This is a genomic window from Chryseobacterium gleum (assembly GCF_900636535.1).
GTDB lineage: Bacteria > Bacteroidota > Bacteroidia > Flavobacteriales > Weeksellaceae > Chryseobacterium > Chryseobacterium gleum.
This window is the reverse complement of record NZ_LR134289.1, coordinates 1,544,144-1,561,868: the sequence shown is the minus strand read 5'-3', so window position 1 is coordinate 1,561,868 and position 17,725 is coordinate 1,544,144. Positions and strand designations below refer to the sequence as shown.

The window sequence follows — 17,725 nt, the reverse complement described above, 5'->3', positions numbered from 1 at the left end:
GGGCGAACATCGCATCCGACAATCTAACGTGCCAATAGTTGCTATATGTCTAAATGGGGATTGCCTAAGTCGGAATGCCACAGGCGTGGCTATGGAAAAAGCTCCTGAATATCCGATACGGCAACGGAGTCTCCGTAGTAGTCCGAGCAGGGGAAAGCCCTGTACATGGCGAAGGGAGACAGTCAATTTAGTTTAATACGATTAACGGAAAATGTGAGAGACATTATGAGAAATCCAGAAAAAGTATTGAACAGTCTAATAAGGCACAGCGGAAACACGGACTATAAGTTCGAAAGGCTATACAAGGTTCTGTTCAATGAAGAGATGTACTTTATCGCCTATCAGAAAATCTACAGTAAAGTAGGCAATATGACGGCAGGAGTTGATGGAAAGACCATCGACGGAATGAGTATATCCCGCATTGAAAGGCTGATTGCATCGTTGCGAAACGAGACCTATCAGCCAAACCCATCCAAGAGGACATACATTCCGAAAAAGAACGGGAAGAAACGTCCGCTTGGTATACCATCTTTTGATGACAAATTAGTGCAGGAGGTTATCAGAATGATATTGGAAGCAATTTATGAGGGTAGCTTTGAGCATACTTCACATGGGTTCCGACCCAATAGAAGCTGTCACACAGCCCTATTAAGCGTCCAACAGTCATTCACTGCTGTACGGTGGTTCATCGAGGGCGATATAAAAGGCTTCTTCGACAATATCAATCACGAAATATTGATTGGTATCCTAAAGGAGCGTATCGCTGACGACAGGTTCATTCGGTTGATACGAAAGTTCCTCAATGCAGGGTATATTGAAGATTGGGTGTACCACAAAACATACAGTGGCACACCGCAAGGTGGGATTGTAAGCCCCATCCTTGCCAACATTTACCTTGATAAACTCGATAAATATGTCAAGGATTATATCAAGGACTTCGATAAGGGTAAAAGAACTACGGCAACACGCCAGTACAGGCTACACGAACAGAGACGATACCGCTTGGCCAAGAAACTCAAATGTGAGACAGACGAAACTGTCAGAGAGCAGATGATTAAGGACATCAAAGAGTTGAGACAGGAAAGAAACAAATATCCAGCTTATGACAAGATGGATGGCAGTTTCAGAAAGTTAAAATACGTTAGGTATGCGGACGATTTTCTTATCGGGGTCATAGGTAGCAAAGAAGACTGCAAAAAGATAAAGGAAGACATCAAGGTTTACCTTGATGAAAAACTGAAACTTGAACTGTCTGATGAAAAAACCTTGGTGACTAATGCTAAGAAACCAGCCAAATTCTTAGGCTTTGATGTCTCCGTGCGAAACTCCGATGAATCCAAGAGAGATAAGCACGGTAGAACCGTAAGATGTTTCGGAGATAAGATTGTACTCCGTGTCACAGTAGACGTGATGAAGAAAAAGCTACTGAGCTATAATGCCATGAAACTGGTAAATAAAAAAGGCACAGAAGTTTGGAAACCACGCTCACGCTATTACATGAAAGACTTGGATGACTTAGAAATCATCAGTCAGTACAACGCTGAAATACGGGGCTTTTACAATTATTACTCAATTGCCAACAACAGCTCGTTTGTCCAGTCATTTTCTTACATCTTGGAGTACAGTATGTACAAAACGTATGCACTGAAATACCAAACTTCAATCAGTCAGGAAAAGACTAAAAGATGTATCAACGGAGTATTTTCCATTCCCTACAAAAACAGGAAAGGAGATATAATGTACAGACGCTTTTACAAAGAGGGTTTCAAACGCCAAAAAGCTGCCCGTGGTGCTTACGTGGATAGTTTACCTGTCACAGTTACCATTACAGGAGGAAGAAACAGCCTTATAACAAGGTTGCAAAACCAGAAATGCGAATTATGCGGTGCCAACGAGAAATTGGAAATGCACCATATACGCAAATTGAAAGACCTGAAAGGTAAGCAAGACTGGGAAAAACGAATGAGTGCAAGGAGAAGAAAAACCTTGGCATTATGCTCAAAATGCCACGATAAGATACACGCAGGCAAGTTAGACTGAATAAATTGATGGAGAGCCGTATACCTGGAGACAGGTACGTACGGTTCGGGGGAGAGTTCTTGGAAACCTACCATAGTCAATATGGCAAGGCGCCGGGTTCTTATCCTACGCTTACACCACCGAAGAAACCGAAAAAATGGAAGTGATGCAGCTTGCTGCTGAACTGGACGGCAATGTAGAACTCGCCATCAAGCATATCGCAATGCAAAGGCGGGACAAAGTAAATCAATAGTCAATTAACAATTTAAAAATTCAGAAACAATGAAAAAAGTATTGTATCTGGTGTGTACAGCACTAATGCTCGCCGTAGCACCGTCAGCGAAAGCTCAATTTGTAGTAACTGACCCTGCAAATCTGGCATCAGGAATTATCAACAGTGCGAACGAAATCATACAGACTTCTTCCACCGTGAGCAATGTCGTAAAGAACTTCAACGAAGTGAAAAAAGTGTACGATCAGGGCAAGGAATATTACGACAAGCTGAAAGCTATCAACAACCTTGTGAAAGATGCCCGTAAAGTACAGCAAACGGTTTTGTTGGTGGGCGATGTGTCCGAAATATATGTGCAAAACTTTGGGAAAATGATGAACGACCCAAATTTCACACCACAGGAATTGGTTGCAATCGGCAATGGTTATTCGGCACTGCTCAATGAAAGTACCGAACTGCTGAAAGAATTGAAGCAAATTATAACCTCTTCAAGCCTTTCGCTAAACGACAAAGAGCGTATGGATATTATTGATCGTGTGTACAAAGAGGTAAAGGATTACCACAGCCTTGTACGCTACTACACTAATAAGAACATTTCTGTAAGCTACCTAAGAGCGAAAAAGAAAAACGACGCACAGAGAGTTCTTGAACTCTACGGAACTTCTAACCAAAAATACTGGTAAAAATGGAATGGGATAATCTTCACGAACTCCTTCGTTCACTTTACGACGATATGATGCCGCTTGCAGGTGATATGGCGGCTGTGGCTAAAGGATTGGCGGGATTGGGTGCGTTGTTCTATGTAGCATTAAAGGTTTGGCAGGCTTTAAGCCGAGCCGAGCCTATCGATGTGTTTCCGTTACTGCGTCCATTCGCTTTGGGGCTTTGTATAATGTTCTTTCCAACCATCGTGTTGGGAACCATTAATGCAGTATTAAGCCCGGTAGTTACAGGAACTCACGCCATACTCGAAGACCAGGTGCTTGACCTCAACCAACTCCAGCAACAGAAAGACCAATTGGAATACGAAGCAATGGTACGAAATCCCGAAACCGCCTATATGGCATCAGACGAAGAGTTTGATAAAAAGCTGGATGAATTGGGCTGGTCGCCATCGGACGTTGGTACAATGGCAGGAATGTATATGGACAGGCAAGCCTACAAGATTGAAAAAGCGATAAAGGACTGGTTTCGCAATCTATTGGAAATACTCTTTCAGGCGGCGGCTTTAGTTATTGATACCATAAGAACATTTTTCCTGATAGTCCTTTCGATACTGGGGCCAATAGCTTTTGCTATTTCCGTTTGGGACGGATTTCAGTCCACGCTCACACAGTGGATCACGAGATATGTCAGCGTATATCTCTGGCTTCCTGTTTCCGATTTGTTCAGCTCGATGCTGGCAAGAATACAATCCCTCATACTGGAAAGGGATATAGCAATGCTTGCCGACCCGACCTACATACCCGATACGAGCAATACGGTGTACATCATCTTTATGATTATCGGTATCGTTGGCTACTTCACAATTCCAACAGTAACAGGTTGGGTAATCCAAGCTGGAGGTGCAGGAAACTTTACTCGTAATGTAAATCAAACAGCGATGAAGGCAGGAAACCTTGCAGGTGCTGGTGCAGGATCTACAGTAGGAAACATCGGCGGTAAACTGATGAATAAATAACAATAAATCATTAAAAAAAATGGAATTTAAAACGCTAAGAAATATCGAAAACAGCTTTAGGCAGATAAGACTATATGCCATTGTGTTTGCGGTTCTCTGCATTGGCGTGGTAGGATATGCCGTATGGCAGTCCTACCGCTTTGCAGAAGAACAACGCCAAAAAATCTATGTATTGGATAACGGCAAATCTTTGATGCTTGCCTTATCGCAGGATGCGAGCATCAACCGACCTGTGGAAGCAAGAGAACACGTTAGAAGGTTTCACGAACTGTTCTTTACACTTGCTCCCGACAAAAACGCTATAGAAAGCAATATGAGCAGGGCATTCAATCTTGCCGACAAAAGTGCCTTCGACTACTATAAAGACTTGTCGGAAAAAGGCTATTACAGTCGTATTATATCAGGAAACGTACAGCAACGCATCGAAGTAGATAGTGTGGTCTGCAATTTCGATACCCATCCTTATGCGGTACGAACGTATGCAAAACAATTCATCATTCGGTCAAGCAATGTAACCAGGCGTAACCTAATTACTTCCTGCTACCTAGTCAACTCCGTTCGCTCTGACAACAACCCACAAGGCTTCAATATCGAAAAATTTGCAGTCGTGGAAAACAGGGATATAGAAGTCATCGAACGCTAAAAAACAATCTTATGGAAACATTATCAGATTTAAACACGTTCGCAAAAATCCTTACAGAAAAAGGATATAACGGCTATTTTCATACGCAGGGTGCGTATGCCGGAAAGCTGAAAGAAAGTATCAGCGATTACCTTGAAAGCTGCCAAAAAGGTGCAGATACTTTGCCTAAACAAGACTTGTTGTTGACAGGCTACCTACAATGGTCGGGAGAAGACAAGCCAAGTGTAGAATGCAGTATGTGGGTAAATTATCTGAACGGCAAATTCTCACTCAACAGAATGGAGGTGGCAAGAAAAGACCAATTTGGGCAATTGCTAAAAAAATCGGAACTGACAAACCTCTCTTTAATAGTCGTACCCAATGCAGTTGAGGTTATTGCTTTGGTTAATGATGAACAAAAGCAAAATGTGGGTAAAATCTCCAAGCGGTTCAAGCTCTAACATCATCATAAAAAATTAAGAGTATGAAAAAACTAAGAGCAAATATGGATAGGTATTTTGATAAGCTCGACGAACGTTGGCAGGCATTGCCAGTGCGCAAGCAGCACCAATATACCCTGTACTTTTTTGTGGGATATCTACTGCTTACCGCAGGTGTAATTTTCAAAGTCTGGTACGATACCTCAAAGTCTGGAAACGATATGATCATAGAGCATATCGAAAATCCTGTCCTCAAAAAAAATGGAAGTCCTGCAAGATTGCAGGATAGTGTATCAACAATTTTAAAAAATCAAATTTATGAAAGAAAATGAGAACAAAAAATCGGTTGTTCGGGTAACGGAGGGGAACTCGACAGCAACTGCTGATGTGTTGCAAGACGGCACACAGAATAATAAGGAGAAGCTCAAAAAGCCCTTAATTTTCGGCTTAATGGCGATTGTTTTCGTGGGTTGTATGTACCTCATATTTAAACCATCCGAAGACAAAAAGACAATTGAAAATGTAGGGCTGAACGATGCGGTACCAGAGGCTACTGGAACTGGAATGCCTGCAGACAAAGGCAAGGCGTATGAACAGGAAATGCTCGAACGCAAAGAGCAGGAAAAACGCAATGCATTGGCTACACTTTCAGACTACTGGAATACAGAAGACAAAGAAGAGCCAACCGACGAACCGTTTAATGAAGAAGAGGAAAACAACAGCTTTGGCGGTAGTGGGAGAAATTCGGCAAGAAGCAGTAACCCTGCTTTGAACAGCTATCGAAATAGCCAAAGCGCATTGAGTTCCTTTTATCAAGATGATAACGCTGAAACAATGGAACTGCGTAAGCAGGTGGACGAATTGAAAGAAAAATTATCAGAAAAGGATGTGCCACCTGTGGCCACAGTTGATGACCAATTGAAGCTAATGGAGAAATCCTATGAAATGGCAGCAAAGTATCTGCCAAAAAATGCGAATACCGAAAATTCAACACCTGCTAATGGTGCTGTTCCGGATGCTGTTAGTGCTATGGCTACTAACCAAAAAGAGCATTTTGTATCGTTCACATCAGCAAGAAAAAATACAGTATCAGCCCTTTACCGTGAACCATCGGACAGTGCTTTTTTAGCGGATTGGAGCGAAACAAAGAACCGTGGGTTTTATACCGCTGGTTCTTTGGAACAAATGGCACAACCCAAAAACAGTATCAAAGCCTGTGTACACGATGCCCAAACAGTAGTTGGCGAAACAGGTGTGCGTTTACGATTATTAGAGCCTGCAAAAACACCGAGCCGTACCATTCCAAAAGGAACGATTTTAACGGCTAATGCGAAATTTCAGGGAGGGCGTTTACAACTAAAAGTTACCTCGATAGAACTGGAGGGCAATATCATCCCGGTAGATATAACCATTTACGATTTGGACGGACAGCAAGGCTTGTACGTTCCGTATTCGCCCGAAATGAATGCCCTTACCGAAATGGCAGGCAATATGAGCCAGACAGGCGGAACAAGCGTAATGCTCACGCAAAATGCTGGACAGCAGGTTGCCGCAGACCTTAGTCGTGGTGTGGTACAGGGAATTTCGGGCTATTTTGCTAAAAAGGTAAGAACCCCAAAAGTTACGCTGAAAGCAGGACATCAGGTCTTCCTTGTATCTAAACAATAATGTTGAATTCAAACAAATAAAACAATGAAAAATATTTTAAAAACCTTTTGGACAATTGCCCTCATACTCGGCTTTGCCGTACAATCTTTTGCACAAGACAGCATCAGAACTCCGCTTGCATTAGGCAAGATAGAACCGTATAAAATGGAAGTTACCTACGATAAAACTTCGCACTTGATTTTTCCGACCGCTATCCGTTATGTGGATTTGGGAAGCGAATATCTAATTGCAGGAAAAGCAGAAGATGCGGAAAATGTTTTGCGTGTAAAAGCATCTGTAAGGGATTTCGAACCTGAAACCAATTTTTCGGTCATTACCAATGACGGACGTTTTTACAGTTTCAATGTATATTACAGTTCCTATCCCGAGGCATTGAGTTATGACCTGCTCACAATGCAAAAGGCAGTAGACAAAGCTAACGGTAACGATGTGCTTTTTGAAGAATTGGGCAATAATTCGCCTTCACTGGCAGGATTGCTTTTGGAAACGATTTACAAAAATGATAAGCGTATTGTAAAGCACATTGGGGCAAAAAGCTTCGGCATACAGTTTATTCTCAAAGGCATTTATATCCACAACGGCAAATACTATTTCCATACGGAATTGAGAAATAAAACCAATGTGCCTTTCCAGATTGATTTTATCAATTTCAAAGTAGTAGATAAAAAGGTAGCCAAACGTACTGTAGTACAAGAACGCCCTATGATACCACTTAGAACATACAAACCTTTGGACGAGATTGGCGGAAAACTAACCGAACAAAACGTATTCCTGCTAGACCAATTTACCATTGCCGATGACAAGGTACTGTTGATTGAGATTTTCGAGAAGAACGGTGGCAGACATCAAACTTTGCAGGTCGAAAATTCAGACTTAATCAAAGCTCGTTTGATAAACGATATGCACCTAAAATTTTAATAACATTTTAATGCAATAATATGAAAAAGTATATCTATACCGTGATGTTCATTTTGATGGCCATCACGGTTACACAGGCACAAAGAATGCTCCCAAAACAGAAAGGACTGGAAGTAAGTACAGGTGTAGTATCCAACGATAAAATTGGTAATGATTATTACCTCAATATTGGAATGACCGTGAACGGTAAACATGGTAACTACCAGCTTTGGGCGTTGGAATACACGCACCAATACCACGACTACAAAGACCTCCGCATACCGCAGGAAACCTATACAGCCGAAGGTGGTTACAGTTTCTTTCTCTTGGGCGATGCCCGTAAAAACATTACGCTGAACTTCGGGATAACAGGTGTGGTCGGTTATGAAAGTATCAATCGTGGCGAAGCGATGTTGTATGACGGAGCAAAGATTTTGAGTGAAGACAATTTCATTTACGGAGCTGGTGGACGGCTAACTTTGGAAACGTACCTATCAGACCGATTTGTGTTGGTGCTACAAGGACGCACAAAAGTCTTTTGGGGTACAGATTTGGAACAGTTCCGACCATCAGCAGGTATGGGGTTAAGGTTTAATTTTTAAAACGTAAAAACGATGATAGCAATATTCAATAAATTCAGAATAGGATTAAGCTCAATATATGTATTGCTGGCAATCCTCACAGCTTCGGTAATTTTAGTATCTTGTAGCAAAGATGATGAACTCGAAATACAGAACGATTTTCCTTTCGAGGTAAACGTGATGCCTGTTCCCAAAGATATAGTCAATGGGCAGACGGTAGAAATACGCATTGCCATACAGCGAACAGGCAATTATAGCAACACACAGTATTTTCTTCGCTATTTCCAATTTGACGGACAAGGCACATTGCGGTATTACGATGAGCAACCATATTTACCAAACGATTTGTACCCGTTACCGACAGATCAGTTTCGCTTATACTACACTTCAACATCTGCCGTGTCACAATCTTTTGAGGTTTGGATTTCCGACAGCTTTGGCAACGAAAGAAAGATAAGTTTTCAGTTTAACAGTAGTGATTAAGGAGTTAAAACCTGCCAATCGGGCAGGTTTTTTTTATACCTTTACGCTTATGAAAGTGGAGATAAGAAAAGAAGTAAAGGAAGATTTCGGAACTGTTTTTGAGCTGATAAAAAATGCTTTTGAGAAAGAGGAATATAGCGACCACAAAGAGCAATATTTAGTTGAAAGTTTAAGAAGTTCCGATGCGTTCGTTCCTGAATTGTCGCTCATTGCAGAAGTGAACAATCAGATTGTCGGTTATATATTGCTTACCAAAATCAATATCATAGATGCCGATAGGAAAATAAATACCTCACTTGCTATGGCTCCGGTTGCTGTGTTACCGGAATTTCAAGGCAACGGTATCGGTGCAAAACTGATTGAAGCCGCACATCATAAAGCGAAAGAATTAGGATTTGGTTCTGTGGTATTGTTAGGACACGAAAATTATTATCCAAAGTTCGGTTATAAACTGACAAAAGAATTTGGAATTAAGTTGCCATTTGATGTTCCCGATGCCAACTGTATGGCAATTGAACTAACTGAAAATGCTTTACTAAATATCAGTGGTATTGTTCAATATCCAAAAGAGTTTGAAATTGAATAGAGGGACAAATATTTTTCATAAATTCAAAGAGTAGAATATAATAGCTTATTGTTATGGTTGCATCATTGGTTATAGGGATAATATTTTTGGTTGCAGGTTTAGGACTTCGCTATTGGCTTAACCGACGAAAGTTTTACAGGCGTGGTCCGATGGGAGCCGAAGGTTTTTCATCTTATGAAAGTTCGGTTTTCATTAAATTTATTGAAAAGGTTGGTAAATGGATAGCTTATGGATTGATTATATTTGGACTTTTATCACTTTGGGTTTATTCTCGTGAGAAAAAAGATAGGGAAATCCAAAACATGGAAATCCAGAAACAGAATTAATCATTTTTAAATGACAAAATCCTTTGATGACATAACCTTGCGAAATATATCTGACATTATATCAAATCTATTAACGCATACAAAAATCACAGAACATTTAGCTGGTGCTAATATTTCTCAATCGCAAATTGGTACAAACAAAACCGACAGACTTTTTTATGCATTAAAAGAAAAGCAAATACAAGACAATTGTGGAAATAATGTATTGGCATTTGTAGTTAGGTTATTAAATCCTAAAAGATATAATTCCGAAGACGAATTTGAAAGAGACAGAACAACTATCAATGAAAAATTAGTTTACGAAGGGATAGAAATTGATAAAACCGGACAACCCCGACTAGTTGAAAAGGCTAAAACCATTTCAGAAGCTAAAAGCAGGTCACTTAAAATCAAAGAAAAAGTACACGGTATCGGAGTTCATTCAGAAATTTTACCATACTGCGAAGCCGAATGGCTGAAAGAAAATTATTTTCACTCTATACTAGAAATCACAAAAAGTGTTGCGGAAAGACTTAGGCAGAAAAGTGGCTATACTTCAGATGGAGCAGATCTGGTTGATGATTGTTTTGCTTTAGGAAAAGACAAAAGACCTATGCTTGCTTTTAATATGCTGAATAATCCAAGCGAAGAAAGTGAGCATAAGGGTTTCGGCAACTTCTGTAAAGGATTTTTTTCTATGTACCGAAATCCAAAAGCGCATAACCCGAAATATTAGAAGACACTCAACTTTCAGAAATGACTGAAGTATTGGTTGTAGCTACAATTATTCATAACAAACTTGATAACACTTACAAAACAGGACTTAAATAGCGCAAATCGGATAACCCAAAAGTTATCCGATTTTTTAACTTACAAATCGGTGCATATAAAAGATGAGAGTTTTAGAGGTAAATAAATTTCGTCTGGACTGTGTTTTATGTAATCTTCTTTATCATAGTCCCACATAAAGCCAGGTCTGATTAAAGTAAAATCGTTTGTTTTATTTACGTACTGAACGTAGCTATAACCCCAAGGCGATTTGTAAATAATTTGCCCGTTAACTGCTGATGCATCAAAGTTCTTATCTTCAATCTGTTCAATCACTTTTATAAACGAAGGACATAGTCTTTCGTAAAATATCTCTAAGTTTTTTTCAAATCCCTTTGTTCTGTTTTTCAGCTCGGAAATTCTAATATTAATTTTGGATTTTAATTCTACAAAATTGCTATTGAAATCATCTACATTCCTACAACCTAAATAATGAAGTGCATTTAAAGCCATAGTAAAAAAGTAATGTAATTCATCATCTTTCCATCGATTGTTAATTAAGCAAACAATTGTATTTATGAGTGCCTCTTTTTTTAGTTCCTCGATTTTCTTTTTTGTATAGTCAAATTCATACGCTTTAAATCCGCTTCTTGCCAGCATCAAAAAGTCGCCAATTAAGTTTAAACAACAACCCTTTACATTGTTATTGTCATAATCGTCTACAAATGGTAAATAACTGAAAAAATGGTGCGTGTCTTGTTCGTCATACTTTGCAGATTTCCCTCCGTATTCACTTATCAACTCAAGAGCGATTAAATATTTAGTCAAATCTGTAAGTGTAGGCCTATATGTTTTTGGTCGACTATTTCCATAGAGAATTTCTTGTTGGTAATTGTAAAGGTTATCAAAGTAGTTCATCAACTTTCTTTTTTCAGATTTAAGAATGACAAAAGAGAGGTTACGAACCGTTGCCACTTCTCCTTCCTCATTTCCATTTATGTTGCCTAAATCGTCTTCTTGCTCATCAATACTTATATCAGCTTGTTTATTTGTTGAAATTCCATTTAAATTGATGAACTTCAAAACATCTAAAACACGTAGGGAAAGAGAAGAGAGTAGAAGGTTTTTTTCAAATCCAGAATTTTCTATTGCTTTATAGGAAGAGAGATCGTAAAGTTTTTCAGGTTCTTTGTCATCATTCAGCTTTGTAAACGTGCTTCTCCTACTATCTAAAAAGCTGGCTCCTGTTTCATTTTCTGTTTCATCAAAGATTGCATAATGCAACAAGTCGAGAACTTTGCTCAGCTCTCCATTTTGGATTTCGCTATAAATTTTTTCAATTTCCTCTGTCTTTGGATTAGGATGCGTTTTTGCCAAGAGGAAATAATCTGAAATCAAAAGTTTATTAGAGATAATCTCTTCACTAATATTTGTCAATTGCACATATTGGAAAGTGCCTAATTCTAAATTGAGTTTTGTTTTTAGTTCTTTCTCATAATTTGAGAATGTTTTGGAATACAAAAATCGGTTTTGTTTATCGAAGAAAACAACCTTAAATTCATCGGTATAGGTGCCATTGGAATGAAGTATAAATTCATCATAAATCAACTCTGCCGATAGCAGTTGTAGTTTAAATTGATTATTCTCGATTATAGTTTCATAAATTGATTTACTTGTAGTCGTTGTAAATTCATCAAGGGTTTTACTATTGCTTGTTTTCAGTTTTATGCCTAATTGATTTAACAGTCCACCTTTTTCTGACTGAATAAGAAGTGAAACTTCTGCATTTGAATTTTTGCCCAATAATCCCAATCCTGCAGGTGTAATATTGGCACTACCGAACAAGCAAAACTCTTTTCCATTTTTTGTCTTGAAATGAATAATCTTCCCGTGAAGTTTTGATTTTGAGTTTCCAGATTTTGCATATTGGATTTTGCTTACGCCTGCATCACACCAATCGTAAAATGTAAACGCTTTGCTCACTTGCATTGCAGAAGGGATTAAACCACTTTCATCCAATATGACTTTTACTATGGCTGAAGGAAAAAGAGAATTAAGTTCTTGCAATACTTTCCCATTTTTGTCATAATATGGAGAAATGGTAGTTATTTCTACTACTTTCTCATTGCTAAGATGTTTTAAAAGTTCGTTCCAAATAGAAGTTGTTTCAGTATTAAACAGGAAAGCAACCTTCTCTTTTTGCGACGTTTCGAAAAATTGAAATGGTTTTGTCTTTGGCAATTCATTCAGCCATTTAGAATGTTCAAGTATCCATTTTGTAGTTTTTTCATTCATCTGTCCTTTAACTGACGATGAAAGAGTTGATAGATAATCCCAAGCTGACGAAAAGACTGATGAATTTTCGGTTGAACGAATATCAAAATGAAATGCTCCCCAAATCTCATCATTGTTGCCATTTCCAGAATTTGTAAGGTTTCCAGAACCAACAATAAGCAATCCTTCTTTTTCACCAAACAACATCCAAATTTTTGGATGGAATACTGACTTTTGAAAAACAGGATAAAGTGAATAACCGGCAGAAAGTTGCATTTCTTCTCCTGTCACTTGTTGCATTAACTCTGAATAATAATGTCCATCAATAAAAACGTTGATGTTTCTCACGCCACAAGAACGCAACCATTTCATTGCTTTCATTTCAAAAAAATAAAAGTCAAAGCTGAAGGTAGTAAGAATTGCAGAATGATATCTTCTGCTTCCTATCAATGTTAGTATGTTTTCTCTTTCTAGTATCATCAGTCAACCAAAAGTTTCTTATGTAATTGCGATAAAATCCTTTGGTCGTTGATTACCTGCAAATCAAACATTATGTTTTGCAAGGCGTTCATTCTTGGCGATGTGTTTCTTGGAGGAAATGTATCTATGAAACGGATGTATTGTTCCTCAATAAAAAATTTGTGAGTAGCCTGTGAGCCGTTGCCCATTTTTCTGAGTGCAACCATTGAGTGCCTGTAAATAATTTTGCGTAAAATAAATTGTTCAACAAAATCTTGAAGTGTATCGTTTTCTGCTGTGTGAACTGTCAAGATACCATCAACCATATTCCCATCCCTTTCTATCTTTTTTCTGCTCATAAATTCTTTCAATGGATGAAGTTGCTCTCTATTATTTTTGAATATTTGAAGCAAAAGAATAAAGCCATATTTTGCTACTATAACAGGGTCGTTTGTTCCATCAATTTCCTTTTTGATGTTTTCCTCATCTTCTGTGTCAGGGATTAACTCCAAAATTTCTGCAAGTGAACTTGTTGGCTCTGTAGCTTGCTTTAGCTCTTTGCATATTTCATTTGTAATACTGCTTGAAAATTTCTTTACAAACAATGGTAGATATTGGTCTTGTTGGAAATCGTAAAGATGTTGTAATACAGCCCAAAATATTGTTCCGCAACTGTACTGCCAATACTCATTTAATTGATAGCAGTACCAACCAATATTAGTTTCCGTTTCAGGATAACCATTTGTTCCCAATTTCTTTCGGTAACTTTCCAATAGAAATCTATACCAGTCGTAATTATTTTCATTTTTAACAGCTGTATTTAAGAGCGACAAAATTGTTTCCCTTCTGTGAAAAGTAAAACGTTCTTCCATTTCTTGACTTGGATCGTCTTTGTCCAAAAGCATTTCTACATATAGTTGCCATTCGGCATTTTCTGTTTGTATCGTATCAATCGCAAAATACTTTATCAGTTCTGAAATATCATCTTGGTAGAGTTTTCCTTTTTTGATATTAATATAAAATAACTCTTTTATTTGTGGTGACAATGATCCTTCAAAAGCCTCGGCTAATTGTTCCCCAGAAACTTTTTGTCTTGGGTGTGGTTTACTAATGTTGTAAATAACATCTCCATCATCATTTATTGCTGTAATAATTAAGGAAAGTGCCTGCATTGCTCCGTAATAATATTGTCCGAATGCACCGGATGGATATTTCCAATAAACATTTTTATCGGTATTGTCCTTGTCTGCTCCTTCGGCTAAGTCAAAATAAGTTTCCTCAGCTGTATTTATTAGGTTTGAAGCAAAGTTACTTCCTGTTATCTGTTGAACTCCTTTACGCTCGCTTTGCATAATTATGGCAATCATCAATTCAGCTCTGCGGATAAAACGATATTGTTCTTTTGAGTTGCCTTTCTTCTCGGTCTTGAAATAGAAGTCTAAAAGCCAACAATAAAACCCATAATAACGGAGACGATTAGTCAAATTGGAAATTCCAGGCAACATAGTGGCGTAAGTCGCTTCTGAGGTTGTTTGAAGGCCTAACGGGTCAAGTCCAGTGATTAGATTTATTGATGCTCCCCAAAACGGATAATTTGAATTGCCTTTTTGTAATACTGCCATTTAAAATTAATTTATCAGTAACCTATATTCTTCAAATTTACAAAATAAACTATCTTGAAATTTATATCGTGGCGACAAATACTGCCTTTCAACGACAATCAATACCACATTTTCCAAGCCTTTACAAATCCTTGATAAATTCGACTTCCACAGCAAAATTGAGCAAATAATGGAAGTTATCGCAATACAAAAATCCGCATTGGATGGAATGACAAATGAACTGAAAGCACTTTTGGAATTGACCGAAAATGCCACAATGAAATACACTTCAATTTTCAAAGAAGAAAAATGGCTCGATAACCAGGAAGTGTGTTTGATGATGAACATTACCAAACGGACTTTGCAGACCTACAAGGATAAAGGACTATTGCCTTATTCCAAACTGAACCGCAAGAATTATTATAAACTCTCGGACGTACGGGCTTTGCTCGAAGCTGGACAGCCGTACAATACCAATGATAATGGATTTACTGACGAATGATAATGAAGAAATCATTTCCCATCAAGAAATGATTTTGATATTGAGAGACCGTATTGAAAGCATATTAAAAAACTATCGTCCCGTAATGAATGGAGAAATTTATTTGTCGGGCGAAGATGTATGCAAACTGTTACACATTAGCAAACGCACTTTACAGCAATATCGTGATGATAATATCCTGCCGTATATTCAGATTGGTGGCAAAATTATTTATAAGGAAACAGATTTGATGACAATATTGGAGCAGAATTATATCAATCACAAAACTAATTCAGACTAAGCTTTTTTATTGCATTAATACATCTAATAGCAAGAGTTTAGTATCTTTGCTATGTAAAATATAGAAATACTTAAAGTGTTTTTGCTTTAAGTCCCACATTGAAAACTGGTAATTTTTAGACAACGGGACGATAAGGAAGAACGCTCATGCCATAGGCGTGGGCGCTCGCTTATTCGTTGTCGGGTATACCAGTGCCTCAATGTGCGGTAAGTGTAGTGGCCTGCGCTTTCTTTTTGTGCAGGGCTACATCAACTTTAAAAAAGTATGATGATATGAAAACTGGTACATCCCAACAAAAAATTACACTCGCCTTTATCAATGATAAAAGCCCAATTTTAGATTTAATTTGCAAAGACCTCATTGCTTCAGGAACTGAAGTCTTATTTCGTTCAGAAAGCATTGAAGATGGACTATCAAAATTATCTTCATTAAATGAACTCCCTAAAATTTGTATTATCGACCTTGATTTTTACAACAAGAATGTTTTGGTTGAACTTCAAGAATTAAGAACAAAATATCCAACAATAAAACTTATTGCACATAGTGATATTGATGATGCGAAAGTGGGTAAATATCTTTTAGATATTGGTTTTTCAAGTTACTTGCTGATTGGTAATGATGCGGAATATTTTAGAAAAGTAATAGAAGCCGTTATCAATTAGGATAAAATTCACTAATTCTCATACAAAATACTAGCGATTTTTTTATCATTTAGTACAAACCTTATCTGCTCATATTTTTGAATAGGGTGCATATCCTGTTCTGTAGCTGGCGGAAAATATTTTATTCCAATAGTCACGTTGGGTAAACTAAAACTCCAAGATGACCTGATTTTAAAATTCTTACCACACAATTGTTGATCGGATGAGTTCAGATACTCTTTGAATTTTGAAAGCCCTTCGATTTCAAATAATGTTTTCCAGTTTTTACGAACTTCAAAAATGATATTTTCGTCAAGATTTTTCAGGATACTACTTTCATCGGAACTGTTACAGGCGTTTATAAAATCTCTGATGATTTTTCGTGGTTGTTTTTGAATTTCTCTGATTTCTTTCTTTTTGTTTTCAAGGTAAGTGCCAAAATCCTGATCCACTACTTTGGACAACTTGTAGTATCCTGAATGAAAAGCTTCTAAGGGAGATTTGTATAATCTATCAAAAAATGTTGCTTCATCAGGGTTATTGGTTTTAAAATGATCCAGAAGCAAAAAACCTTTTTCTTCAGTAGCACTGTTAACACCATCTGCAATATTTACAAAGTAGTACTGCTCTTTATCTTCGAACAAAACTTTGATTTTAGGGTTGAACTTTTCAGGCTTATTTACCGATGCTTTTACAAGATATTTCGTTTCATCCAAAGGATTTTCAATCCGTCTTCCCCAGCCATCAGTCGATAATTCTGATTGGTATCGGGATATTTGTATCCGTATTTCCTTCCGTCCTTTTTCGAGGTCGGTGGTAAATTCATATCCAGGAAAAGAATTGAGAATAGCCGTGTCTAATTCCCATTCCTCATAATCACTTGTAAAATTTATTTGATAGCTAAATTCATATTCCCGAATGTAAACCGGAAATTGGAACTTGTTCCCGACGATTGTTTGCTCTAATAAGGTAATATCGGATTTTCTGTTTACGGTTATTGAGATTTCAGTTTCAATCATTTTGAAATTTATTTTTACTGACAGTTTTAAAGTAATGCCATTTTTTTGTTCAAACCATTGTGCTTGAGAGTAGAAAGGAAATCAAGTGAAGACTGCTTAATCATTGTCGTCACCCAATTGGTCAATGTATTTCAAAATTAGATTTACTTGTTTGTCCTCGGATTTTGTAGAGGATATTTTTTCAATAATTTTGATCCTATCTTCTTTTGGTAATTTATTGAACGATTTTAAAACACCCGAATTTCTAAAAGTATCTAATATTTCTTTTTCTGTAATCGGCTCCTTTGAAATCAATAAGTAAAGTGTCACAGTTACAGTGTCGCCACCACTTTTGCTGATTGCTTTCCTGATTTTGTCATTAATTGAAATTAGCTTGTCTTGTCCTCCAATCGTAAACAAATTAATACTGTCAATTGTGTAGTTGTCAATTGTACCAGATACTTTCAATGAACCCCATTTTCCTACGATATGTTTAGTGTTAGGTACTTGGATGTGATATGTCCAAGCACCTTTACCTGCTTCATATTTCAATTCGAGTTCCTCGTCCTTTACTAAGTATTTCATCTTTTATGACCTGTATTATAGCTTTACCGCTAACCCCATAATTTAGAAAATTTGGGTATTTTGTATAGGAATTAGTCTATTTGTTTTAAGGACAAATTTAATG

20 protein-coding genes are annotated in these 17,725 nt (G+C 37.6%); 16 read left to right on the top strand and 4 right to left on the bottom strand.

From position 1 onward, the window contains the following. The first annotated feature begins 246 nt into the window (after positions 1-246). The 13 genes from EL165_RS07185 to EL165_RS07120 all read left to right on the top strand — a co-directional run bounded on the left by EL165_RS07185 (position 247) and on the right by EL165_RS07120 (position 10,250). The gene (locus tag EL165_RS07185) at positions 247-2,040 is read left to right on the top strand and encodes a reverse transcriptase domain-containing protein (RefSeq protein ID WP_249414251.1); all 1,794 of its coding nucleotides are present in this window, start codon (positions 247-249) and stop codon (positions 2,038-2,040) included. Between the two features lie 261 nt (positions 2,041-2,301). Next, positions 2,302-2,934: a DUF4141 domain-containing protein gene (locus tag EL165_RS07175; protein WP_002978253.1), complete on the top strand. Its 633-nt coding sequence runs from the start codon at positions 2,302-2,304 to the stop codon at positions 2,932-2,934. Between the two features lie 2 nt (positions 2,935-2,936). Then, on the top strand, positions 2,937-3,932 hold the full coding sequence (traJ, locus tag EL165_RS07170; protein WP_002978255.1) for a conjugative transposon protein TraJ: 996 nt from the start codon (positions 2,937-2,939) through the stop codon (positions 3,930-3,932). 19 nt (positions 3,933-3,951) lie between these two features. Next, positions 3,952-4,575: a conjugative transposon protein TraK gene (traK, locus tag EL165_RS07165; protein WP_002978256.1), complete on the top strand. Its 624-nt coding sequence runs from the start codon at positions 3,952-3,954 to the stop codon at positions 4,573-4,575. Positions 4,576-4,586: 11 nt separating this feature from the next. Then, positions 4,587-5,015 carry a hypothetical protein gene (locus EL165_RS07160; RefSeq protein ID WP_002978258.1) on the top strand — a complete coding sequence of 143 codons (429 nt, stop codon included), beginning with the start codon at positions 4,587-4,589 and terminating at the stop codon, positions 5,013-5,015. 23 nt (positions 5,016-5,038) lie between these two features. Further along, a complete protein-coding gene (locus tag EL165_RS07155) occupies positions 5,039-5,326 on the top strand; it encodes a hypothetical protein (protein ID WP_002978260.1) in 288 nt (95 codons plus the stop codon). Further along, positions 5,313-6,662 (top strand): conjugative transposon protein TraM, encoded by a 1,350-nt coding sequence (gene traM, locus EL165_RS07150; protein WP_002978262.1) that lies wholly within the window; start codon positions 5,313-5,315, stop codon positions 6,660-6,662. The genes EL165_RS07155 and traM overlap by 14 nt, the downstream gene beginning before the upstream one ends. Positions 6,663-6,686: 24 nt before the next feature. Next, positions 6,687-7,580: a conjugative transposon protein TraN gene (gene traN / locus EL165_RS07145; RefSeq protein ID WP_002978264.1), complete on the top strand. Its 894-nt coding sequence runs from the start codon at positions 6,687-6,689 to the stop codon at positions 7,578-7,580. A gap of 20 nt (positions 7,581-7,600) precedes the next feature. After that, a complete protein-coding gene (locus EL165_RS07140; protein ID WP_002978267.1) occupies positions 7,601-8,161 on the top strand; it encodes a conjugal transfer protein TraO in 561 nt (186 codons plus the stop codon). A 12-nt stretch (positions 8,162-8,173) separates the two neighbouring features. Continuing rightward, the gene (locus tag EL165_RS07135) at positions 8,174-8,623 is read left to right on the top strand and encodes a DUF3872 domain-containing protein (RefSeq protein WP_002978269.1); all 450 of its coding nucleotides are present in this window, start codon (positions 8,174-8,176) and stop codon (positions 8,621-8,623) included. A 49-nt stretch (positions 8,624-8,672) separates the two neighbouring features. Then, complete coding sequence (locus tag EL165_RS07130) at positions 8,673-9,209, top strand: GNAT family N-acetyltransferase (RefSeq protein ID WP_185097070.1); 537 nt, start codon at positions 8,673-8,675, stop codon at positions 9,207-9,209. 53 nt (positions 9,210-9,262) lie between these two features. Continuing rightward, positions 9,263-9,535, top strand: coding sequence for a molybdenum ABC transporter permease (locus EL165_RS07125; RefSeq protein WP_002978274.1), 273 nt, complete (start codon positions 9,263-9,265; stop codon positions 9,533-9,535). A gap of 10 nt (positions 9,536-9,545) precedes the next feature. Next, positions 9,546-10,250, top strand: a complete 705-nt coding sequence (locus EL165_RS07120; RefSeq protein ID WP_232529170.1) for a TIGR02391 family protein — start codon at positions 9,546-9,548, stop codon at positions 10,248-10,250. Between the two features lie 134 nt (positions 10,251-10,384). On the opposite strand, the gene EL165_RS07115 is transcribed toward EL165_RS07120, so the two are convergent. Both EL165_RS07115 and EL165_RS07110 read right to left on the bottom strand, forming a co-directional pair. After that, the gene (locus EL165_RS07115) at positions 10,385-13,036 is read right to left on the bottom strand and encodes a phospholipase D-like domain-containing protein (RefSeq protein WP_002978278.1); all 2,652 of its coding nucleotides are present in this window, start codon (positions 13,034-13,036) and stop codon (positions 10,385-10,387) included. Next, positions 13,036-14,637, bottom strand: a complete 1,602-nt coding sequence (locus tag EL165_RS07110; protein WP_002978280.1) for a hypothetical protein — start codon at positions 14,635-14,637, stop codon at positions 13,036-13,038. The genes EL165_RS07115 and EL165_RS07110 overlap by 1 nt, the downstream gene beginning before the upstream one ends. A gap of 169 nt (positions 14,638-14,806) precedes the next feature. Between EL165_RS07110 and EL165_RS07105 the strand changes: the two genes are divergently transcribed. The 3 genes from EL165_RS07105 to EL165_RS07095 all read left to right on the top strand — a co-directional run bounded on the left by EL165_RS07105 (position 14,807) and on the right by EL165_RS07095 (position 16,060). After that, entirely contained in the window at positions 14,807-15,118 is a 312-nt protein-coding gene (locus EL165_RS07105) for a helix-turn-helix domain-containing protein (RefSeq protein WP_002978282.1), read from the top strand. Continuing rightward, positions 15,099-15,398, top strand: coding sequence for a helix-turn-helix domain-containing protein (locus EL165_RS07100; protein ID WP_041461439.1), 300 nt, complete (start codon positions 15,099-15,101; stop codon positions 15,396-15,398). Before EL165_RS07105 ends, EL165_RS07100 begins: the two co-directional genes overlap by 20 nt. 272 nt (positions 15,399-15,670) lie before the next feature. Beyond that, positions 15,671-16,060 (top strand): response regulator transcription factor, encoded by a 390-nt coding sequence (locus EL165_RS07095; protein ID WP_002978285.1) that lies wholly within the window; start codon positions 15,671-15,673, stop codon positions 16,058-16,060. An 11-nt stretch (positions 16,061-16,071) separates the two neighbouring features. On the opposite strand, the gene EL165_RS07090 is transcribed toward EL165_RS07095, so the two are convergent. Both EL165_RS07090 and EL165_RS07085 read right to left on the bottom strand, forming a co-directional pair. Beyond that, complete coding sequence (locus tag EL165_RS07090; RefSeq protein ID WP_002978287.1) at positions 16,072-17,058, bottom strand: hypothetical protein; 987 nt, start codon at positions 17,056-17,058, stop codon at positions 16,072-16,074. A gap of 96 nt (positions 17,059-17,154) precedes the next feature. Further along, positions 17,155-17,622, bottom strand: a complete 468-nt coding sequence (locus tag EL165_RS07085) for a DUF1905 domain-containing protein (RefSeq protein ID WP_002978289.1) — start codon at positions 17,620-17,622, stop codon at positions 17,155-17,157. Positions 17,623-17,725 lie beyond the last annotated feature (103 nt).